Origin of the sequence: Bacillus marinisedimentorum (assembly GCF_001644195.2) — a bacterium.
Classification (GTDB): domain Bacteria; phylum Bacillota; class Bacilli; order Bacillales; family Bacillaceae_O; genus Bacillus_BL; species Bacillus_BL marinisedimentorum.
In genome coordinates, this window is the sequence record NZ_LWBL02000041.1 from 133219 (window position 1) to 147130 (window position 13912).

At 50.8% G+C, this 13912-nt stretch carries 18 protein-coding genes and 1 riboswitch; of the genes, 2 read left to right on the plus strand and 16 right to left on the minus strand.

All coding sequences use genetic code 11. From position 1 onward, the window contains the following. Window positions 1-35: 35 nt before the first annotated feature. The 13 genes from purF to A4U59_RS12800 all read right to left on the minus strand — a co-directional run bounded on the left by purF (window position 36) and on the right by A4U59_RS12800 (window position 10159). On the minus strand, window positions 36-1451 hold the full coding sequence (gene purF, locus A4U59_RS12750) for an amidophosphoribosyltransferase (RefSeq protein ID WP_070120960.1): 1416 nt from the start codon (window positions 1449-1451) through the stop codon (window positions 36-38). Then, window positions 1427-3661, minus strand: a complete 2235-nt coding sequence (gene purL / locus A4U59_RS12755) for a phosphoribosylformylglycinamidine synthase subunit PurL (protein WP_070120961.1) — start codon at window positions 3659-3661, stop codon at window positions 1427-1429. Before purL ends, purF begins: the two co-directional genes overlap by 25 nt. Beyond that, the gene (gene purQ / locus A4U59_RS12760) at window positions 3645-4331 is read right to left on the minus strand and encodes a phosphoribosylformylglycinamidine synthase subunit PurQ (RefSeq protein ID WP_070120962.1); all 687 of its coding nucleotides are present in this window, start codon (window positions 4329-4331) and stop codon (window positions 3645-3647) included. The genes purL and purQ overlap by 17 nt, the downstream gene beginning before the upstream one ends. Then, complete coding sequence (gene purS, locus A4U59_RS12765; protein WP_070120963.1) at window positions 4328-4579, minus strand: phosphoribosylformylglycinamidine synthase subunit PurS; 252 nt, start codon at window positions 4577-4579, stop codon at window positions 4328-4330. The genes purQ and purS overlap by 4 nt, the downstream gene beginning before the upstream one ends. Window positions 4580-4706: 127 nt before the next feature. Then, a complete protein-coding gene (locus tag A4U59_RS22035) occupies window positions 4707-5015 on the minus strand; it encodes a hypothetical protein (RefSeq protein WP_070120964.1) in 309 nt (102 codons plus the stop codon). Then, window positions 5012-5146 carry a hypothetical protein gene (locus A4U59_RS22405; protein ID WP_281183665.1) on the minus strand — a complete coding sequence of 45 codons (135 nt, stop codon included), beginning with the start codon at window positions 5144-5146 and terminating at the stop codon, window positions 5012-5014. Before A4U59_RS22405 ends, A4U59_RS22035 begins: the two co-directional genes overlap by 4 nt. After that, a complete protein-coding gene (locus A4U59_RS21780) occupies window positions 5143-5352 on the minus strand; it encodes a hypothetical protein (protein ID WP_169823959.1) in 210 nt (69 codons plus the stop codon). Before A4U59_RS21780 ends, A4U59_RS22405 begins: the two co-directional genes overlap by 4 nt. 37 nt (window positions 5353-5389) lie before the next feature. Then, the gene (purC, locus tag A4U59_RS12775) at window positions 5390-6112 is read right to left on the minus strand and encodes a phosphoribosylaminoimidazolesuccinocarboxamide synthase (protein WP_070120965.1); all 723 of its coding nucleotides are present in this window, start codon (window positions 6110-6112) and stop codon (window positions 5390-5392) included. A gap of 37 nt (window positions 6113-6149) precedes the next feature. Further along, on the minus strand, window positions 6150-7442 hold the full coding sequence (gene purB, locus A4U59_RS12780) for an adenylosuccinate lyase (protein WP_070120966.1): 1293 nt from the start codon (window positions 7440-7442) through the stop codon (window positions 6150-6152). After that, entirely contained in the window at window positions 7439-8608 is a 1170-nt protein-coding gene (gene purK, locus A4U59_RS12785) for a 5-(carboxyamino)imidazole ribonucleotide synthase (protein WP_070120967.1), read from the minus strand. The genes purB and purK overlap by 4 nt, the downstream gene beginning before the upstream one ends. After that, window positions 8605-9090: a 5-(carboxyamino)imidazole ribonucleotide mutase gene (gene purE / locus A4U59_RS12790; RefSeq protein ID WP_070120968.1), complete on the minus strand. Its 486-nt coding sequence runs from the start codon at window positions 9088-9090 to the stop codon at window positions 8605-8607. The genes purK and purE overlap by 4 nt, the downstream gene beginning before the upstream one ends. 154 nt (window positions 9091-9244) lie before the next feature. Continuing rightward, window positions 9245-9346: riboswitch (purine riboswitch) on the minus strand. A 92-nt stretch (window positions 9347-9438) separates the two neighbouring features. Beyond that, a complete protein-coding gene (locus tag A4U59_RS12795; RefSeq protein WP_070120985.1) occupies window positions 9439-9618 on the minus strand; it encodes an NETI motif-containing protein in 180 nt (59 codons plus the stop codon). 13 nt (window positions 9619-9631) lie between these two features. Next, the gene (locus A4U59_RS12800) at window positions 9632-10159 is read right to left on the minus strand and encodes a DUF2179 domain-containing protein (RefSeq protein WP_425388902.1); all 528 of its coding nucleotides are present in this window, start codon (window positions 10157-10159) and stop codon (window positions 9632-9634) included. A gap of 190 nt (window positions 10160-10349) precedes the next feature. Between A4U59_RS12800 and A4U59_RS12805 the strand changes: the two genes are divergently transcribed. Both A4U59_RS12805 and A4U59_RS12810 read left to right on the plus strand, forming a co-directional pair. Then, the gene (locus A4U59_RS12805; protein ID WP_169823960.1) at window positions 10350-10775 is read left to right on the plus strand and encodes an Hsp20/alpha crystallin family protein; all 426 of its coding nucleotides are present in this window, start codon (window positions 10350-10352) and stop codon (window positions 10773-10775) included. A gap of 96 nt (window positions 10776-10871) precedes the next feature. Next, complete coding sequence (locus A4U59_RS12810; protein ID WP_070120970.1) at window positions 10872-11075, plus strand: YjzC family protein; 204 nt, start codon at window positions 10872-10874, stop codon at window positions 11073-11075. A 43-nt stretch (window positions 11076-11118) separates the two neighbouring features. Here the strand turns inward: A4U59_RS12810 and A4U59_RS12815 are convergent, their stop codons facing one another. The 3 genes from A4U59_RS12815 to A4U59_RS22040 all read right to left on the minus strand — a co-directional run. After that, window positions 11119-11964, minus strand: a complete 846-nt coding sequence (locus A4U59_RS12815; protein ID WP_070120971.1) for a dimethylarginine dimethylaminohydrolase family protein — start codon at window positions 11962-11964, stop codon at window positions 11119-11121. A gap of 553 nt (window positions 11965-12517) precedes the next feature. Continuing rightward, on the minus strand, window positions 12518-13306 hold the full coding sequence (locus A4U59_RS12820) for a CAP domain-containing protein (protein ID WP_070120972.1): 789 nt from the start codon (window positions 13304-13306) through the stop codon (window positions 12518-12520). A gap of 402 nt (window positions 13307-13708) precedes the next feature. Further along, window positions 13709-13912 (minus strand): hypothetical protein (locus A4U59_RS22040; RefSeq protein WP_211274939.1); only part of this gene is annotated, 204 nt, incomplete at its 5' end.

Below are 13912 nucleotides of genomic sequence, written 5' to 3' on the forward strand. Positions count from 1 at the left end.
TGTGCCCCGCTTTCTGTTTTTAAACAAACGTTTATTTACACTGTTTCTTTTTCATGAGGAAGGACCGTATCGGCAAAAATATCGGTCGGATACTTGCCGTTGAAACACGCCAGGCATTGACCCTTGTATTCGCCGTCATCCTTGCGCCCGATAGCGTTGACCATCCCTTCCGGACTTAAGAATGAAAGGGTGTCCGCACCGATTTCTTCCCGCATCTGTTCGAGCGTATGTGTCGCCGCGATCAGTTCAGACGTAGTTGACGTGTCAATGCCGTAGAAACAAGGGTTTTTGATCGGCGGTGAACTGATCCGGACATGGACCTCGGTCGCTCCCGCTTCGCGCAGCATTTTGACGATCCGGCGGCTTGTTGTGCCGCGCACAATCGAATCATCGACCATGACGACGCGCTTCCCTTCGACGATGCCGCGGACCGGCGACAGTTTCATCTTGACGCCCTGTTCCCGCATTTCCTGGGTCGGCTGGATGAACGTCCTGCCGACATAGCGGTTTTTAATCAGCCCGAGTTCATACGGGATGCCCGCTTCCTCCGCATAGCCGATGGCAGCCGAGATGCTCGAATCCGGAACACCTGTTACGACATCCGCTTCAATCGGCGCTTCCTTCGCCAGCTCTTTGCCGAGGTTTTTACGGGCGCTGTGGACGTTGATGCCCGAAATATTGCTGTCCGGCCTGGAAAAATAAATGTATTCCATACTGCAGATCGCACGGTTGGCCGTTGAGAACCGCTCTGACGTCATGCCGTCATCATTGATGATAAGCAGTTCGCCGGGCTCAACGTCACGGATATATTCCGCACCGACGACATCAAACGCACATGTCTCTGATGCCACGACAACCGCATCACCGATCGTGCCGATCGACAGCGGGCGCAGGCCGTGCGGGTCAAGCGCCACCATCAGTTCATTCTCGGTCATGATCAAAAATGCATAGGCGCCCTTCAGCATTTGCAGGGCATTGATCACCTGGTCCTTCAGCGTGATAAAACCGCTGCGCTTGATCAGATGCGCCAGCACTTCCGTATCGGAAGTCGTCTGGAAGATACTGCCCTGGCTCTCCAACTGGTGCCTGAGCGCATTGGCATTGACGAGGTTGCCGTTGTGGGCAAGCGCGAGGCCGCCTTTTTGCGAACGGAACACGAGCGGCTGCACGTTGGCAAAGCCGCCGCCCCCCGCAGTCGAATATCTGACATGGCCGATAGCCGCATTGCCGGGAAGGGCCTTCAGTTTTTCATCATTAAAAACTTCCGTGACAAGACCGAGCCCTTTTTCGTGAAGGAGCTGGTCACCATCATTCACGACGATGCCGGTGCCTTCCTGGCCGCGGTGCTGGAGGCTGTGGAGGCCGTAATATGTCATATGGGCCGCATCAGGATGGCCCCAAACGCCGAAAACGCCGCATTCTTCGTTTAACCCTTTGATTTCAGCAACCATGGGATCGCTCCTTTCCAGGCTTCCCTCATTTCTTCGACTTCGATGTCGATGAGCGGCTCCGGGCCGTCTCCTTTGATCGTAAAATGGCTGTCATCCGTTACGTGTCCGATAAGCTTTGCATCATCAACCAAAAGTTCAAATTCCGCCCGGCTTTCCGGATTGACCGATACGATGAAGCGGGACTGGCTTTCACTGAAAAGTGCCGTCACCGCTTCCCCGCTCACTTCAAGATCCGCGCCGAGGCTGTCATCGCCGTGCATCAGGCATTCTACCGCACCAATCGCAAGGCCGCCTTCGGCCAGGTCATGTGCAGACTGGACAAAGCCTGATTTGATGGCCTGCAGCAACTGCTGCTGCCGTTCTTGTTCAACTGCCAGGTCAATCGCCGGCGCCTTGCCGGAAATATCGCCTTCGATCAGTTTCTGCAATTCACTTCCGCCGAATTCAGGAGCCGCATCACCGATCATGTAGATCAGGTCACCGCTTTGTTTGAAATTCTGGGTCGTGATGTGTTTCGTATCTTCAATGAGGCCGACCATTCCGATGACTGGTGTCGGGTAAACAGCGCCTCCGTTTGTTTCGTTGTAAAGGGATACGTTGCCGCCGATGACCGGTGCATTCAATGTGCTGCACGCTTCACTGATGCCGTCGGCCGACTTTTCTAGCTGCCAGTAAATTTCCGGCTTTTCCGGGCTGCCGTAGTTCAGGCAGTCCGTAATGGCAAGCGGATTCCCGCCCGAGCAGACGATGTTGCGCGCCGCTTCCGCAACCGCGATTTTTCCGCCTGTTTCCGGATCGAGATAGATATACCGGCTGTTGCAGTCCGTTGTCATAGCAAGTGCCTTATTTGTGCCGCGCACGCGCAGGACAGCGGCATCCGAACCGGGGGCCACGACAGTATTCGTGCGCACCATGTAATCATACTGATCATAAACCCATTCCTTGCTCGCAATGGTCGGCTGCTTCAGCAGGCGTACGAACGTTTCCTGGAGATTATCGACCTTCGGCACGTTCTTCTCCATCGCCTGGAACGTTTTATAATATTCCGGCTCGGTGGAAGGCGGATGATATTGCGGTGCTTCTTCAGCAAGCGCATCAACCGGCGTTTCTGCGACCAGCTCGCCTTTATGGAACAGGCGCAGCACTTTCTCTTCGATGACATGGCCGATTGCGACCGCTTCAAGATCATACTTTTCAAAAATATCGAGGATTTCCTGTTCCTGCCCTTTTTTCACAACGAGAAGCATGCGCTCCTGGGACTCGGACAGCATCATTTCATATGGGGTCATGCCCGGTTCGCGCTGAGGGACGTCGTCAAGATTCATCTCGATGCCGAATCCCGCTTTGCTCGCCATTTCGCTTGAAGATGAGGTTAGCCCCGCCGCCCCCATATCTTGAATGCCGACGAGAGCATCCGATTTCACGACTTCAAGCGTCGCTTCAAGCAGCAGTTTTTCCATGAACGGGTCGCCGACCTGGACAGCCGGGCGTTTCTCTTCTGACGCTTCGCTCAGTTCCTCGGAAGCGAACGTTGCCCCGTGGATGCCGTCGCGCCCTGTTGAGGCACCGACATACATGACCGTGTTGCCGACACCGCTCGCAAGTCCTTTCTGGATATCCTTATGGTCGATCAGCCCGACACACATCGCATTGACGAGCGGGTTGCCTTCGTACGCTTTGTCAAACTGCACTTCACCGCCGACAGTCGGTATGCCGATGCAGTTGCCGTAACCCGCGATGCCGTGGACGACTTCCTCAAACAAGTACTTCACTTTCGGGCTTGTCAACTCGCCGAAACGCAGCGAATTCAACAATGCAATCGGGCGGGCCCCCATCGAAAACACATCACGGATGATGCCGCCGACTCCTGTTGCAGCGCCCTGGTACGGCTCGATTGCAGACGGATGGTTGTGGCTTTCAATCTTGAAAGCCACCGCCTGGTTGTCGCCGATATCGACGATTCCGGCGCCTTCGCCCGGTCCCTGCAAGACATGCTCACCCTTTGTAGGGAACTTTTTCAAGACCGCTTTCGAATTTTTATAGGAACAGTGCTCCGACCACATGACGGAAAACAGGCCGAGTTCGGTATAGTTCGGGAGGCGGCCGAGGATGTTTTCAACCATCGCGAATTCGGCATCCGACAATCCCATTTCACGGTAAATTTTCTCTTCTTTGATCTGATTGGCGTTCGGTTCAAGAAGTAACGACATGGGATTCCCTCCAGTTCTTCAGGATTGACCGGAAAAGGGCGAGTCCGTCGGCGCTGCCGAGCAGAGCGTCCGTTGCCCGTTCCGGGTGCGGCATCATGCCGAGAACATTGCCTTCTTCATTGATGATGCCGGCGATATCAGCAAGTGAGCCGTTCGGGTTTTCCCCGCTGTATTTAAAAACGATACGGTTATCTTCTTCTAATTGTTTCAGCGTATCAGCATCGCAGTAATAATTCCCTTCCCCATGTGCGACCGGGATTGTGATGACTTCGTTTTCTTCGTACTGGCCGGTGAACATCGTTTTGTTGTTGATGACTTCGAGCTGTACCGGCCGGCAAATGAACTTCAGATCACGGTTGCGCTTCATCGCACCCGGCAGCAGGCCTGACTCAAGCAGAATCTGGAAGCCGTTGCAAACGCCGAGAACCGGCTTTCCTTCGTCCGCCGCCTGTTTGACCGCTTCCATCACTTTTGAAAAGTGGGCGATTGCTCCGGAGCGCAAATAGTCACCGTATGAAAAACCGCCCGGAAGCAGCACAGCGTCATATTCAGATAAGTCATCAGCAGTATGCCAGACATATTCCACTTCTTCTCCAAGGCTGTCTTTAATCGCATGATACATGTCAATATCGCAATTGGAGCCCGGAAACACAATCACCGCAAATTTCATTGGGAGACAACCTCCTCGATTTCATATCGGTAATCTTCAATGACCGGATTGGCAAGCAATTTATCACACATTTCTTCAATGCGTTCCTCAATGTTTGCTGTATCATTCACTGTCAGTTCCATATACTTGCCGATCCTGACATCTTCGACTTCATCGTAACCCAGCTTGTGAAGAGAATTGTTCACAGCTTTTCCCTGCGGATCGAGGACCCCTTGTTTTAGCGTTACGTATACTTTTACCTTGTACATGCGATTCTCCCCCTCTTTTTTGGAACATGGCTAGTTGCAAATAATGCCTGGCAATTGCCAGGGACTTCAGATTCAGCGGACTGGATGCCCTGTCCATGAAGCAGATGATGATTTGATTAGTCGGTTTTTATAAAAAATCAACAATTTGATGTTTGGCCAGCGGCAGTTTGGGCGGGTGTGGGCCTCGTTTGGTTTCGGAATCGGCGGATTTGCGGGCCAGCAGGCTGGTTTTGTTCCGGCACGTGCTGGTTTTATGCTGTTTTTTCCGGTTTTGGCGGGAAGCGTGAGTACGGCAGGACTGCGTCCGGCTGGATTCGCGCGAGAACTTCGCTGTTTCGCGCCAAACTTGCCTGATTTCGCTCCGTTTCCGCCGGTTTTCACGCCTGGTGTGAATGCGGCAGGCGTGCAGGGGCCGGTTTCGCGCGGAAATCGTCACTTTTCACGCCTAACTTGCCCGATTTCGCGCCAAACTGCTCCACTTTCACGCCGAATCAGCTCTTTTTCACGCCAAAACGTACGTTTCACGCCGTTACCAGCAGGTTTCGCGCCGTTACCCGCGACTTTCACGCCAAGGATATCGAGGCCGAGTCACCGGGGCCGTTTTCGCGCTGAACCCACGACTTTTTACGCCGAACTTGCCCGGGTTCGCGCCGAACTGATCCTTTTTCACGCCGAATCGGCTCTCTTTCACGCCAAAACGTGCGTTTCACGCCATACCCAGCAGGTTTCACGCCGTTACCCGCGACTTTTACGCCGTTCACCACGACTCTCACGCCATGGCTATCACAGCCGAATCAGCTCGGAGCCGCTTCAGTTCAGCTGCTCCTTCTGCATAATCCTCCCAAGCAGCTTCTCATAAGCTTCCGTCAAGCTGCCGAGATTCCGCCGGAACACATCTTTATCGAGCTTTTCATTCGTGTCTTTATCCCAGAGCCGGCAAGTGTCCGGTGAAATTTCATCGGCAAGCAATAGTGTGCCGTCAGCCGTTTTGCCGAATTCAAGTTTGAAATCGACCAATTTGATATCGCGTTCGATGAAATAAGCCTGGAGGATGTCATTTACGTTCAGTGCCGTTTCTTTGATCGCCTGCAGTTCCTCATCTGAAGCCAGATCGAGCACTTTGATATGGTCGAGTGTGATCAGCGGATCGCCGAGGTCGTCATCTTTGTAGTAGAATTCAACGACCGGAAATGGCAGCTCTGTCCCTTCCTCGAAGCCGATGCGCTTGGCAAGGCTGCCGGCAGCGATGTTGCGGACGACGACTTCAAGCGGGACGATGCTGACTTTCCGCACCGTTTGTTCGGTTGCGGATATTTTTTCGATAAAATGGTTATCGATGCCTTTTTCCGTCAGCATCGCAAACAGAGCTGAAGTGATTTCGTTGTTGAGGCGGCCCTTGCCGGTTATTTGCGCTTTTTTGCCGCCGTTGAAAGCTGTCGCATCATCCTTGTATTCCACCCAGACAACTTCCGGCTCATCCGTTTTGTAAATGCGTTTTGCTTTTCCTTCGTACAGCTGCTCCAGCTTTTCCATCCTTCTCCCTCCAGGTGATCGAATAACTCCCGGCTGCTTACAGGCCGAGGCGGTCAAAAATCATATCGACATGTTTGATGTGATAGTTATAGTCAAAGCAATCTTCAATTTCAGCAGGGGACAGCTTTTCGGTAATCTGTTCTTCCCCTTCGACAAGCTGGCGGAACGGCACTTGCTTTTCCCATGCCTCCATCGCTTTCGGCTGCACGATATCGTATGCTTCCTCGCGGGCCATGCCTTTGTCGATCAAAGCAAGCAGCACGCGCTGGGAGTATATCAAACCGAGTGTCCTTTCCATGTTCCGCTTCATGTTTTCCGGGAATACAGTCAGGTTTTTCACGATGTTGCCGAAGCGGTTCAGCATATAGTTGAGCGCAATCGTCGCATCCGGCAGGATGACCCGCTCCGCGGATGAATGCGAGATGTCGCGTTCATGCCAGAGCGGCACGTTTTCGTAGGCCGTCATCATGTAGCCGCGGATGACACGGGCCATGCCGGTCATGTTCTCGGATCCGATCGGATTGCGTTTGTGCGGCATTGCGGAAGATCCTTTTTGCCCTTTTGCGAAAAACTCCTCGACTTCGCGGGTTTCGCTCTTTTGCAGGCCGCGGATTTCAACCGCGAACTTTTCAATGGAAGTGGCGGTCAGTGCCAGTGCGCTCATATAGTCGGCATGGCGGTCACGCTGCAACGTCTGCGTGGAAATCGGCGCCGGCCTCAGACCGAGCTTTTGGCATACGTACTCTTCCACAAACGGGTTGATGTTGGCGTAGGTGCCGACAGCTCCCGACAGCTTGCCGTATGCGATGCCTTCCACTGCGCGCTTCAGGCGCTCGAGGTTGCGTTTCATCTCTTCATGCCAGAGTGCGAGTTTCAGCCCGAATGTCGTCGGTTCGGCATGGACGCCGTGGGTACGGCCCATCATGACGGTATATTTATGTTCTTTCGCCTTGTCTGCAAGAATATCAACAAAGCGTTCGAGATCGTTTACCAGGATGTCATTTGCCTGTTTCAGCAAATAAGATAAAGCAGTATCGACCACATCGGTTGACGTCAGGCCGTAATGGACCCATTTCCGCTCCTCGCCGAGCGTTTCAGAGACCGCTCTTGTAAAAGCGACGACATCATGCCGTGTCTCTTCTTCGATTTCATGGATGCGGCTGATGTCAAACGACGCGTTTTCACGGATTTTGGCGACGTCCTCTTTCGGGATATCGCCGAGTTCCGCCCATGCTTCACAGGCGAGGATTTCCACTTCAAGCCATGCTTTGTACCTGTTTTCCTCCGTCCAGATTGCTCCCATTTCCGGCCGTGTATATCGTTCGATCATTCTGCATTACCCCCAATTTTTTGCGGTTCCTGTCCGATTGTTTTTTTGATCAAGTCTTGTGCTTTTTCGATTGCTTTTGCAAGATTGGTATTGAGAATGGTGTAATGGCCCATTTTCCGTTTTTGTTTCGCTTCCGCTTTTCCGTAAAGATGAAATTTGATATCCGAAAACTCGTTTAGATGCCGGATAACGTTTTCAAGGTCTTCCCCGAGGATGTTCACCATGACCGCCGGCTTCAGCAAGTCCGTCGGTCCGAGCGGCCAGCCGCAGATTGCACGGACATGCTGCTGGAACTGTGACGTCTCACATGCATCAATCGTATAGTGCCCGGAGTTATGCGGGCGCGGCGCCAGTTCGTTAATGTACACTTCGCCGTCTTTCCCGATGAACATTTCGACGCCGAGTGTGCCGATCATATCAAGGGAAGCTGCGATATGAAATGCGGCTCTCGCTGCTTTTTCTTTTATTTTATCCGGCACTCTTGCCGGTACGATGCTTTCAAACAAAATATTATCGCGATGGATATTTTCAGCGGCCGGGAAAGTCTTCACTTCACCGCACACGCCGCGGGAAACGATGACGCTCATTTCAAGGCTGAAGTCGACCCAGCTTTCAAGGACGCATTCTCCCTGGTCCAGAAGGCGTACAACCTCGCTGTCATTCAGATCGTTTTCGGTTTTCATCACAAACTGGCCTTTGCCGTCGTAACCTCCGCGGCACGTTTTCAACACGGAAGGAAAACCGATGTCTGCCGCCGCTTCAGTCAATTGCTCTTTCGTATTGACAAGGCGATACGGCGCCACTTTCACGCCGAGTCTTGTGAGTGCTTCCTTCTCCCTGCCGCGGTGCTGCGTGATTTCGAGAAGGTCATGGCCCTGCGGCACATACGTTTTTCCTTCAAGGAATTTGACGGTCTCAACCGGGATATTTTCAAATTCGTAAGTAATGATGTCACTGATTTTGGCAAGGCGCGCTGCCGCCCCAAGATCGTCATACGCCCCGATGATTTCGTAATCCGCAACCTGGGCACACGGTGAGTCTTCTTTCGCTTCAAGAACAGCGACCCTGTAGCCCATTTCCTTCGCTGAGACGGCCATCATCCGGCCAAGCTGTCCGCCGCCGAGAATGCCGATCGTCGCACCTGGTGCAATTATTTTATTATTCATAACGTATCACTGCTTTCCAGCACTTTTTGCTTCATATTCTCGCGCCTTGTTTCGAGACGGCGCTCAACCTCTTCATCTGTAACCGATAAAATTTGGGCAGCGAGCAATCCTGCATTCGTTGCGCCCGCTTTGCCGATCGCGACGGTTGCAACCGGAACTCCGCCCGGCATCTGCACGATTGACAGCAGGGAATCGAGGCCTTTCAATGATCGGGACTCGACCGGCACGCCGATGACAGGCAATGTCGTTTTAGCGGCAACCATGCCCGGAAGATGGGCAGCCCCGCCCGCGCCGGCAATGATGACCTTGAGTCCGCAGCCCCGCGCCTCTTCCGCATACGTAAACATCAAGTCAGGCGTCCGGTGAGCGGATACCACTTTTTTTTCATACGGAATTTTCAATTCGTCCAACATATCACATGCATGCTTCATCGTTTCCCAGTCGGATGTGCTTCCCATTATGATTCCGACTTTCGCAGCCATGGACCTCTCCTCCTTCACCAGTTATGATTTTCGTTTTTGAGATGAACATTCCTTTTTGTCCAGGCAAAGAAAAAAGCCCGTGACAAAATGCTTCTCACTATGCGAGAAAGCAATCTATCACAGGCTTCACCACCTTCAGACCCTAAAATTGGGCATAATAGACCCTCTCCCCCATAGTCCAGCTATTTACGGCAGCCGGGTAGAAACGTTTGGGCCATATTCCCAAATTTATATGAGGTAGAACTATTTATTCCGTTCAGTTGTCACCATAATAGTAACAACTGGAGTCCATTTCTGTCAACCAATAAATCGAACGTTAAAGGTCTTTAAGAAGTTAATGTTCGGTTTTTACTGTAATTTTCCTTCAAAAACAATTTTTCGTCCACATGGAATGACTTTTGTTTCGTTTCCTTCCGTTACTTCTTTAAAAATCGGCTCTTCCATCCGCCGCACCGGCATGTAGCCTTCCTGCTTCATCCGGTCGAGGCAGTCCGCGATCGTCTCGTTTTCCTTAACTTCAAATTTCATTTTCCTGCGCTTTTTACTGCTCACGTTTCAACCTGCCCTTTCGTACATTTTTCACCCAGAACCCGCCGTAAATTGTTTTCGGTTCATAGGCGATGATAAACGCTTTCGGATCTATTTCCTTGATCGAATGATACAACTGGAGTTCATACTTGCGCGGGGTCAAAATCTGCATCGCAAGCCGGTCCCCTTCAAGGCCGCTCGCCTGCCAGCTCGTCACCCCGTATCCTTTATCCCGGATTGCTTTTGCAATATCCACATCATAGCCTTTACTGATCACATTGACCGTAATGTAACCGAGCGCCAGCTTCTCTTCAATCTTCATGCCAACCACTACGCCAAGTCCGTAACCGACCGCGTATGCGACCAAATTCTGGATTTGATCGATGTTATCCAGCACAAGGCCGAGACCAAGAACATAAATGACAACTTCGAACATACTGATGAACGCGGCCAAATACCGCTGGCCCTTCAGCGTCAAAATCATCCGTATCGTAAAGAAAGAGACGTATACAATATTGACGACAAGAATGATCGCAATCATGACCAAACTATTTTCTAACAAATCATTACCTCCCACAATGGCAATCCACTTAGAGTAATCAATTATACAACGATTTTATCATAATACAATACCGGCACTTTTTTTCAACGGTCACCGCCGCTGGGCGGGCACACCCTGCGCCCAATTATCATATGATAGTTGACGGAGGGAGATGATGCGGATGCAAGGAATGGAACATACACGCGACTTGCAAAAATATATGAGCTCGTTTTTCGGAGAAGAATTTTTCGCCCAATTCCAGGGTATTTTCAATGATAAGTACCCGCCTGTCAATCTATACAAAACCGAAAACGAAATTCTGTGCCTGTTCAGCGTCCCCGGCCTCACGAGCATTAAAGATATCGAAGCCGTAACCGATTACCGCACACTCGATATCAGGGGAAAAGTCGAGTACGCCTATCCCGGATTCCACTTATATCACGACGAACTGTTCCAGGGCTATTTTGAACGGACAATCGAGCTGCCATACCCCGTCCGCAGCGACAGGGTCAAAGCGACCTACCACAACGGGCTGCTTATCGTTCAGCTTTACCGCCGGATAAACGGGCAAAAGGAAAAAACCCCAGTAGAGATTCTGGAAAAAGAAGACGATTGAAAGGTCACCAGCAGGCCGGGCCTTATTTTTTTTTGCCAATTTTAAACAAACGTTTATTTAACAGAAAGCTGGGAACATCTCATATGTAACTCTTTTATGGAGGTGTTCAACACGGCAGACCGTTTTAAAACTGGTGAAGAAGCACCGGAAAGCGGCAAGTACCAGTTTGACGGCTTCACTGAAGGAGATACTTCGGATGCAAACTTGACAGAAGATGAGAAAAAACTGGACATGGAAAAAGGGGAACGTTTCCCGCCGGTTCCATCCGTCAATAAAGGTGCATACTACGTAAAAGCATAAGAAGGAAAGCTCCGTACTTATTGTGCGGAGCCTTTTTCATGGTTCAGCCCCGCAAAAGCGGAAGTGTGCAGCAGCGGAATGAACCTCCTGATTTGATGATTTCTGTTATATCGACTTCAATGACCGTAAATCCCCTCGACCGCAGTTTTTCGTTCACATCGCTGTTCACCGGCAAACTGAACAGCATCTTGTTGCCGATCGACAGGACGTTCGTCCCGAGCGTGAATTGCTCTTCCTCACTCACTTCGATTAAATCAAACCGGCCTGACAAAGACCTTATTTCCTCTTCTCCGAGTGCAGGGGGGAATACGAGCGCTTCTGTCGGAGAAATGATATTGAACACACAATCGAGGTGAAGGTATTTCGCTGTAAACGGAACCGGCACGACTTCAAACCGGGGAAGAATGTTTTGCAGATGCATTGCCGCATTTTCATTCGTCCGGTCGCTGAGCCCCACATAAATCGTTTCCCGATCAATGATGACATCCCCGCCCTCAATCAAATCACCGATCAAGTTATAATAGGAGATGATTTCTCCCTCGAGCCACTCTTTTAAAACATCCTCTTCCCCCTGCCTTATTTCGCTTGCCATCCGGGCGACAAACATGATATTTCCGAGTGAAAAGCCGATATCGCGGGTAAACACCTGCTCCGGAAACTTTTCAAATGCAGGCAGAAGCACCACCTCGACCCCGTTTTCCTTCAGCTTCTCCACAAACACTTTGTGCTGTGCAAGCGCCCGCTCGATGTGAATGCCTTCATCCTTGAAATGTTTCTGCGTATCGTTGATCACATCCCGAATCGTCATATAGTGCGGTTCACACAATATCACTTTCTTCAACTGATCGTATTCACTGAAACAACCTGTCTTACTTTGCTGCCAGGACATCCAGTTTCCTCCTTTAAGTAAAAAAAGTATGTAAGTTGATGACGACTGTAGCGTTTTTTCTGAAAAAGCATATCTATTTTGGGATTGGAACGCTGTTTGCAAGCTTTTATTTTTCAATTTCAGGGATTTTTCTTTTTTATTTGTGTTTTATCTTTTAAAACAGGCGTTTTATTTTCAAATTCAGCTGTTTTTCTTTTTTTGTAAGGCTCTGTTAAACGCTAGTGTTGATTTCCGTTGCAGGTACTCGCTTTCACCCAAGGGCACAAGTGCGACATCCGTTTCTGCTTCCCTCCGGTCGCACTCACGGTGTCTTCTTTGCCGCGGGGCGGGCGGTGAGCCTCCTCATCGCTATCGCTCTTGCGGGGTCTCACCTGTCCCGTTAGTCCCGCCGGAGTCTCGCACCTTCCACTCCAATTAACTAGTGAAAATCAACATTGAGCTTTAACACAGCCTTTTGTAAAAGGCCGCCAAACGATTCTTACCAGCCGCACAATAAATTGAAGCCAGCACCACCTTTACTGCTGCGGCAATGCTGGCCTGTTTTACGGAAAAATCACTTTTTAATGAATAGCTGGGTCCAGTGGTAGCCGCGGCTATCCCCCTGTACGGCACCTACCCCGATATGGGTGATATCCTTGTTCAGGATATTGCGGCGATGCCCTTCGCTCTTCATCCAGGCATTCACCACTTCCTCTGCAGATGTCTGCCCGGCAGCTATATTCTCGGCTGCTACCGAGTAATCAATGCCAAACTGATCCAGCATTTGAAACGGCGACCCATACGTCGGCGAAGTATGGGAAAAGTAATTGTTCTGAACCATATCCTGTGACTTTTTCTCCGCGGCATCCGTCAGCTGCGTATCAGCCTGCAGCGCCGGCAGCCCATTCTGTTCACGCTGCTGGTTCGTCAGCGTGATTACCTGCCGTTCCACTTCACTCATGTCAGCCGCTTGATCCTGCTGATTCCCACGATTCGGAGCAGGCTGCTGGGGAGTTTCCGGAGCAGGCTGGGCCTGGCGGCGGTCCGCATCATTATTTGGAGCCGCGGCTTCATTTCTATCACGGTCCGGAGCCGTTCCTTGATTCCTGTCCATGTCAGGAATCACGAGCGGATTATATCTACCATCAAAATCAGTCGGATATTTTCCGGTGGTTCCCCATTTCATCATCCCGTCATCCCACTGCCGGGTGCCGCCTTCCCGGCCTCCGCCATCACCATCCCGGTCATAGGTTACATCCAGATAATCGGAGTCTTCCGGTCCCATTGCCGTGTTGCCATTACATGCCGTTATTAACACAGACAACATAAGTGCAAACAGTCCAAGCATTATTTTTCTTTCCATTATTGTGTGCCTCCCTGAAAATTCATTTTGCACCGTTACTATTTGCAAAAAATCAGTTCAGTATGCAAAATGACGGGCTGCAGTCACCGAAGAAAAAATTGGATGTCCCTGCGTCGGTAAAGTTCGGCTGGTTGGTCAGATTAAAAGTACAAACGCCTGGCTGGAGAAAAAGGGAAGCGGTCAGCCATGCCTGTAATGCTGTTATCCCTCTGATTAGACGACTGGCTTAGTCAGTATTTTTTACTGCAGTTCCTGTCTGAGAAGGTTTTTTGCTGCAGGATGATCCGCATGGTTGCGGGGGTAGTGGGTTTTACTAAAAAGCAGGTGCTTTTTATGTGAGAAAACCAGAAATCTGTTAAAGCGTCCTGTTTTTCTGTAAAGCAAAACCGGCAATTTGTCTTTTTATGAAAACGAACAGCCCGGGGTTGGCTGTTCGGGACAATTTTTGGTTTTGAGGGTTTGGTGGAAAATCTTTGCGGAATTCATGGTGTGTTGTGAAAGGGGAGTGCCAGGCATTCTCTGGAGGTCATCCAGTGGGTCAATTCCTGGCACTTTTTGCAATCCAAAAACATTTTGCAGGTGATGTTTATGTGGCATGATATAGAT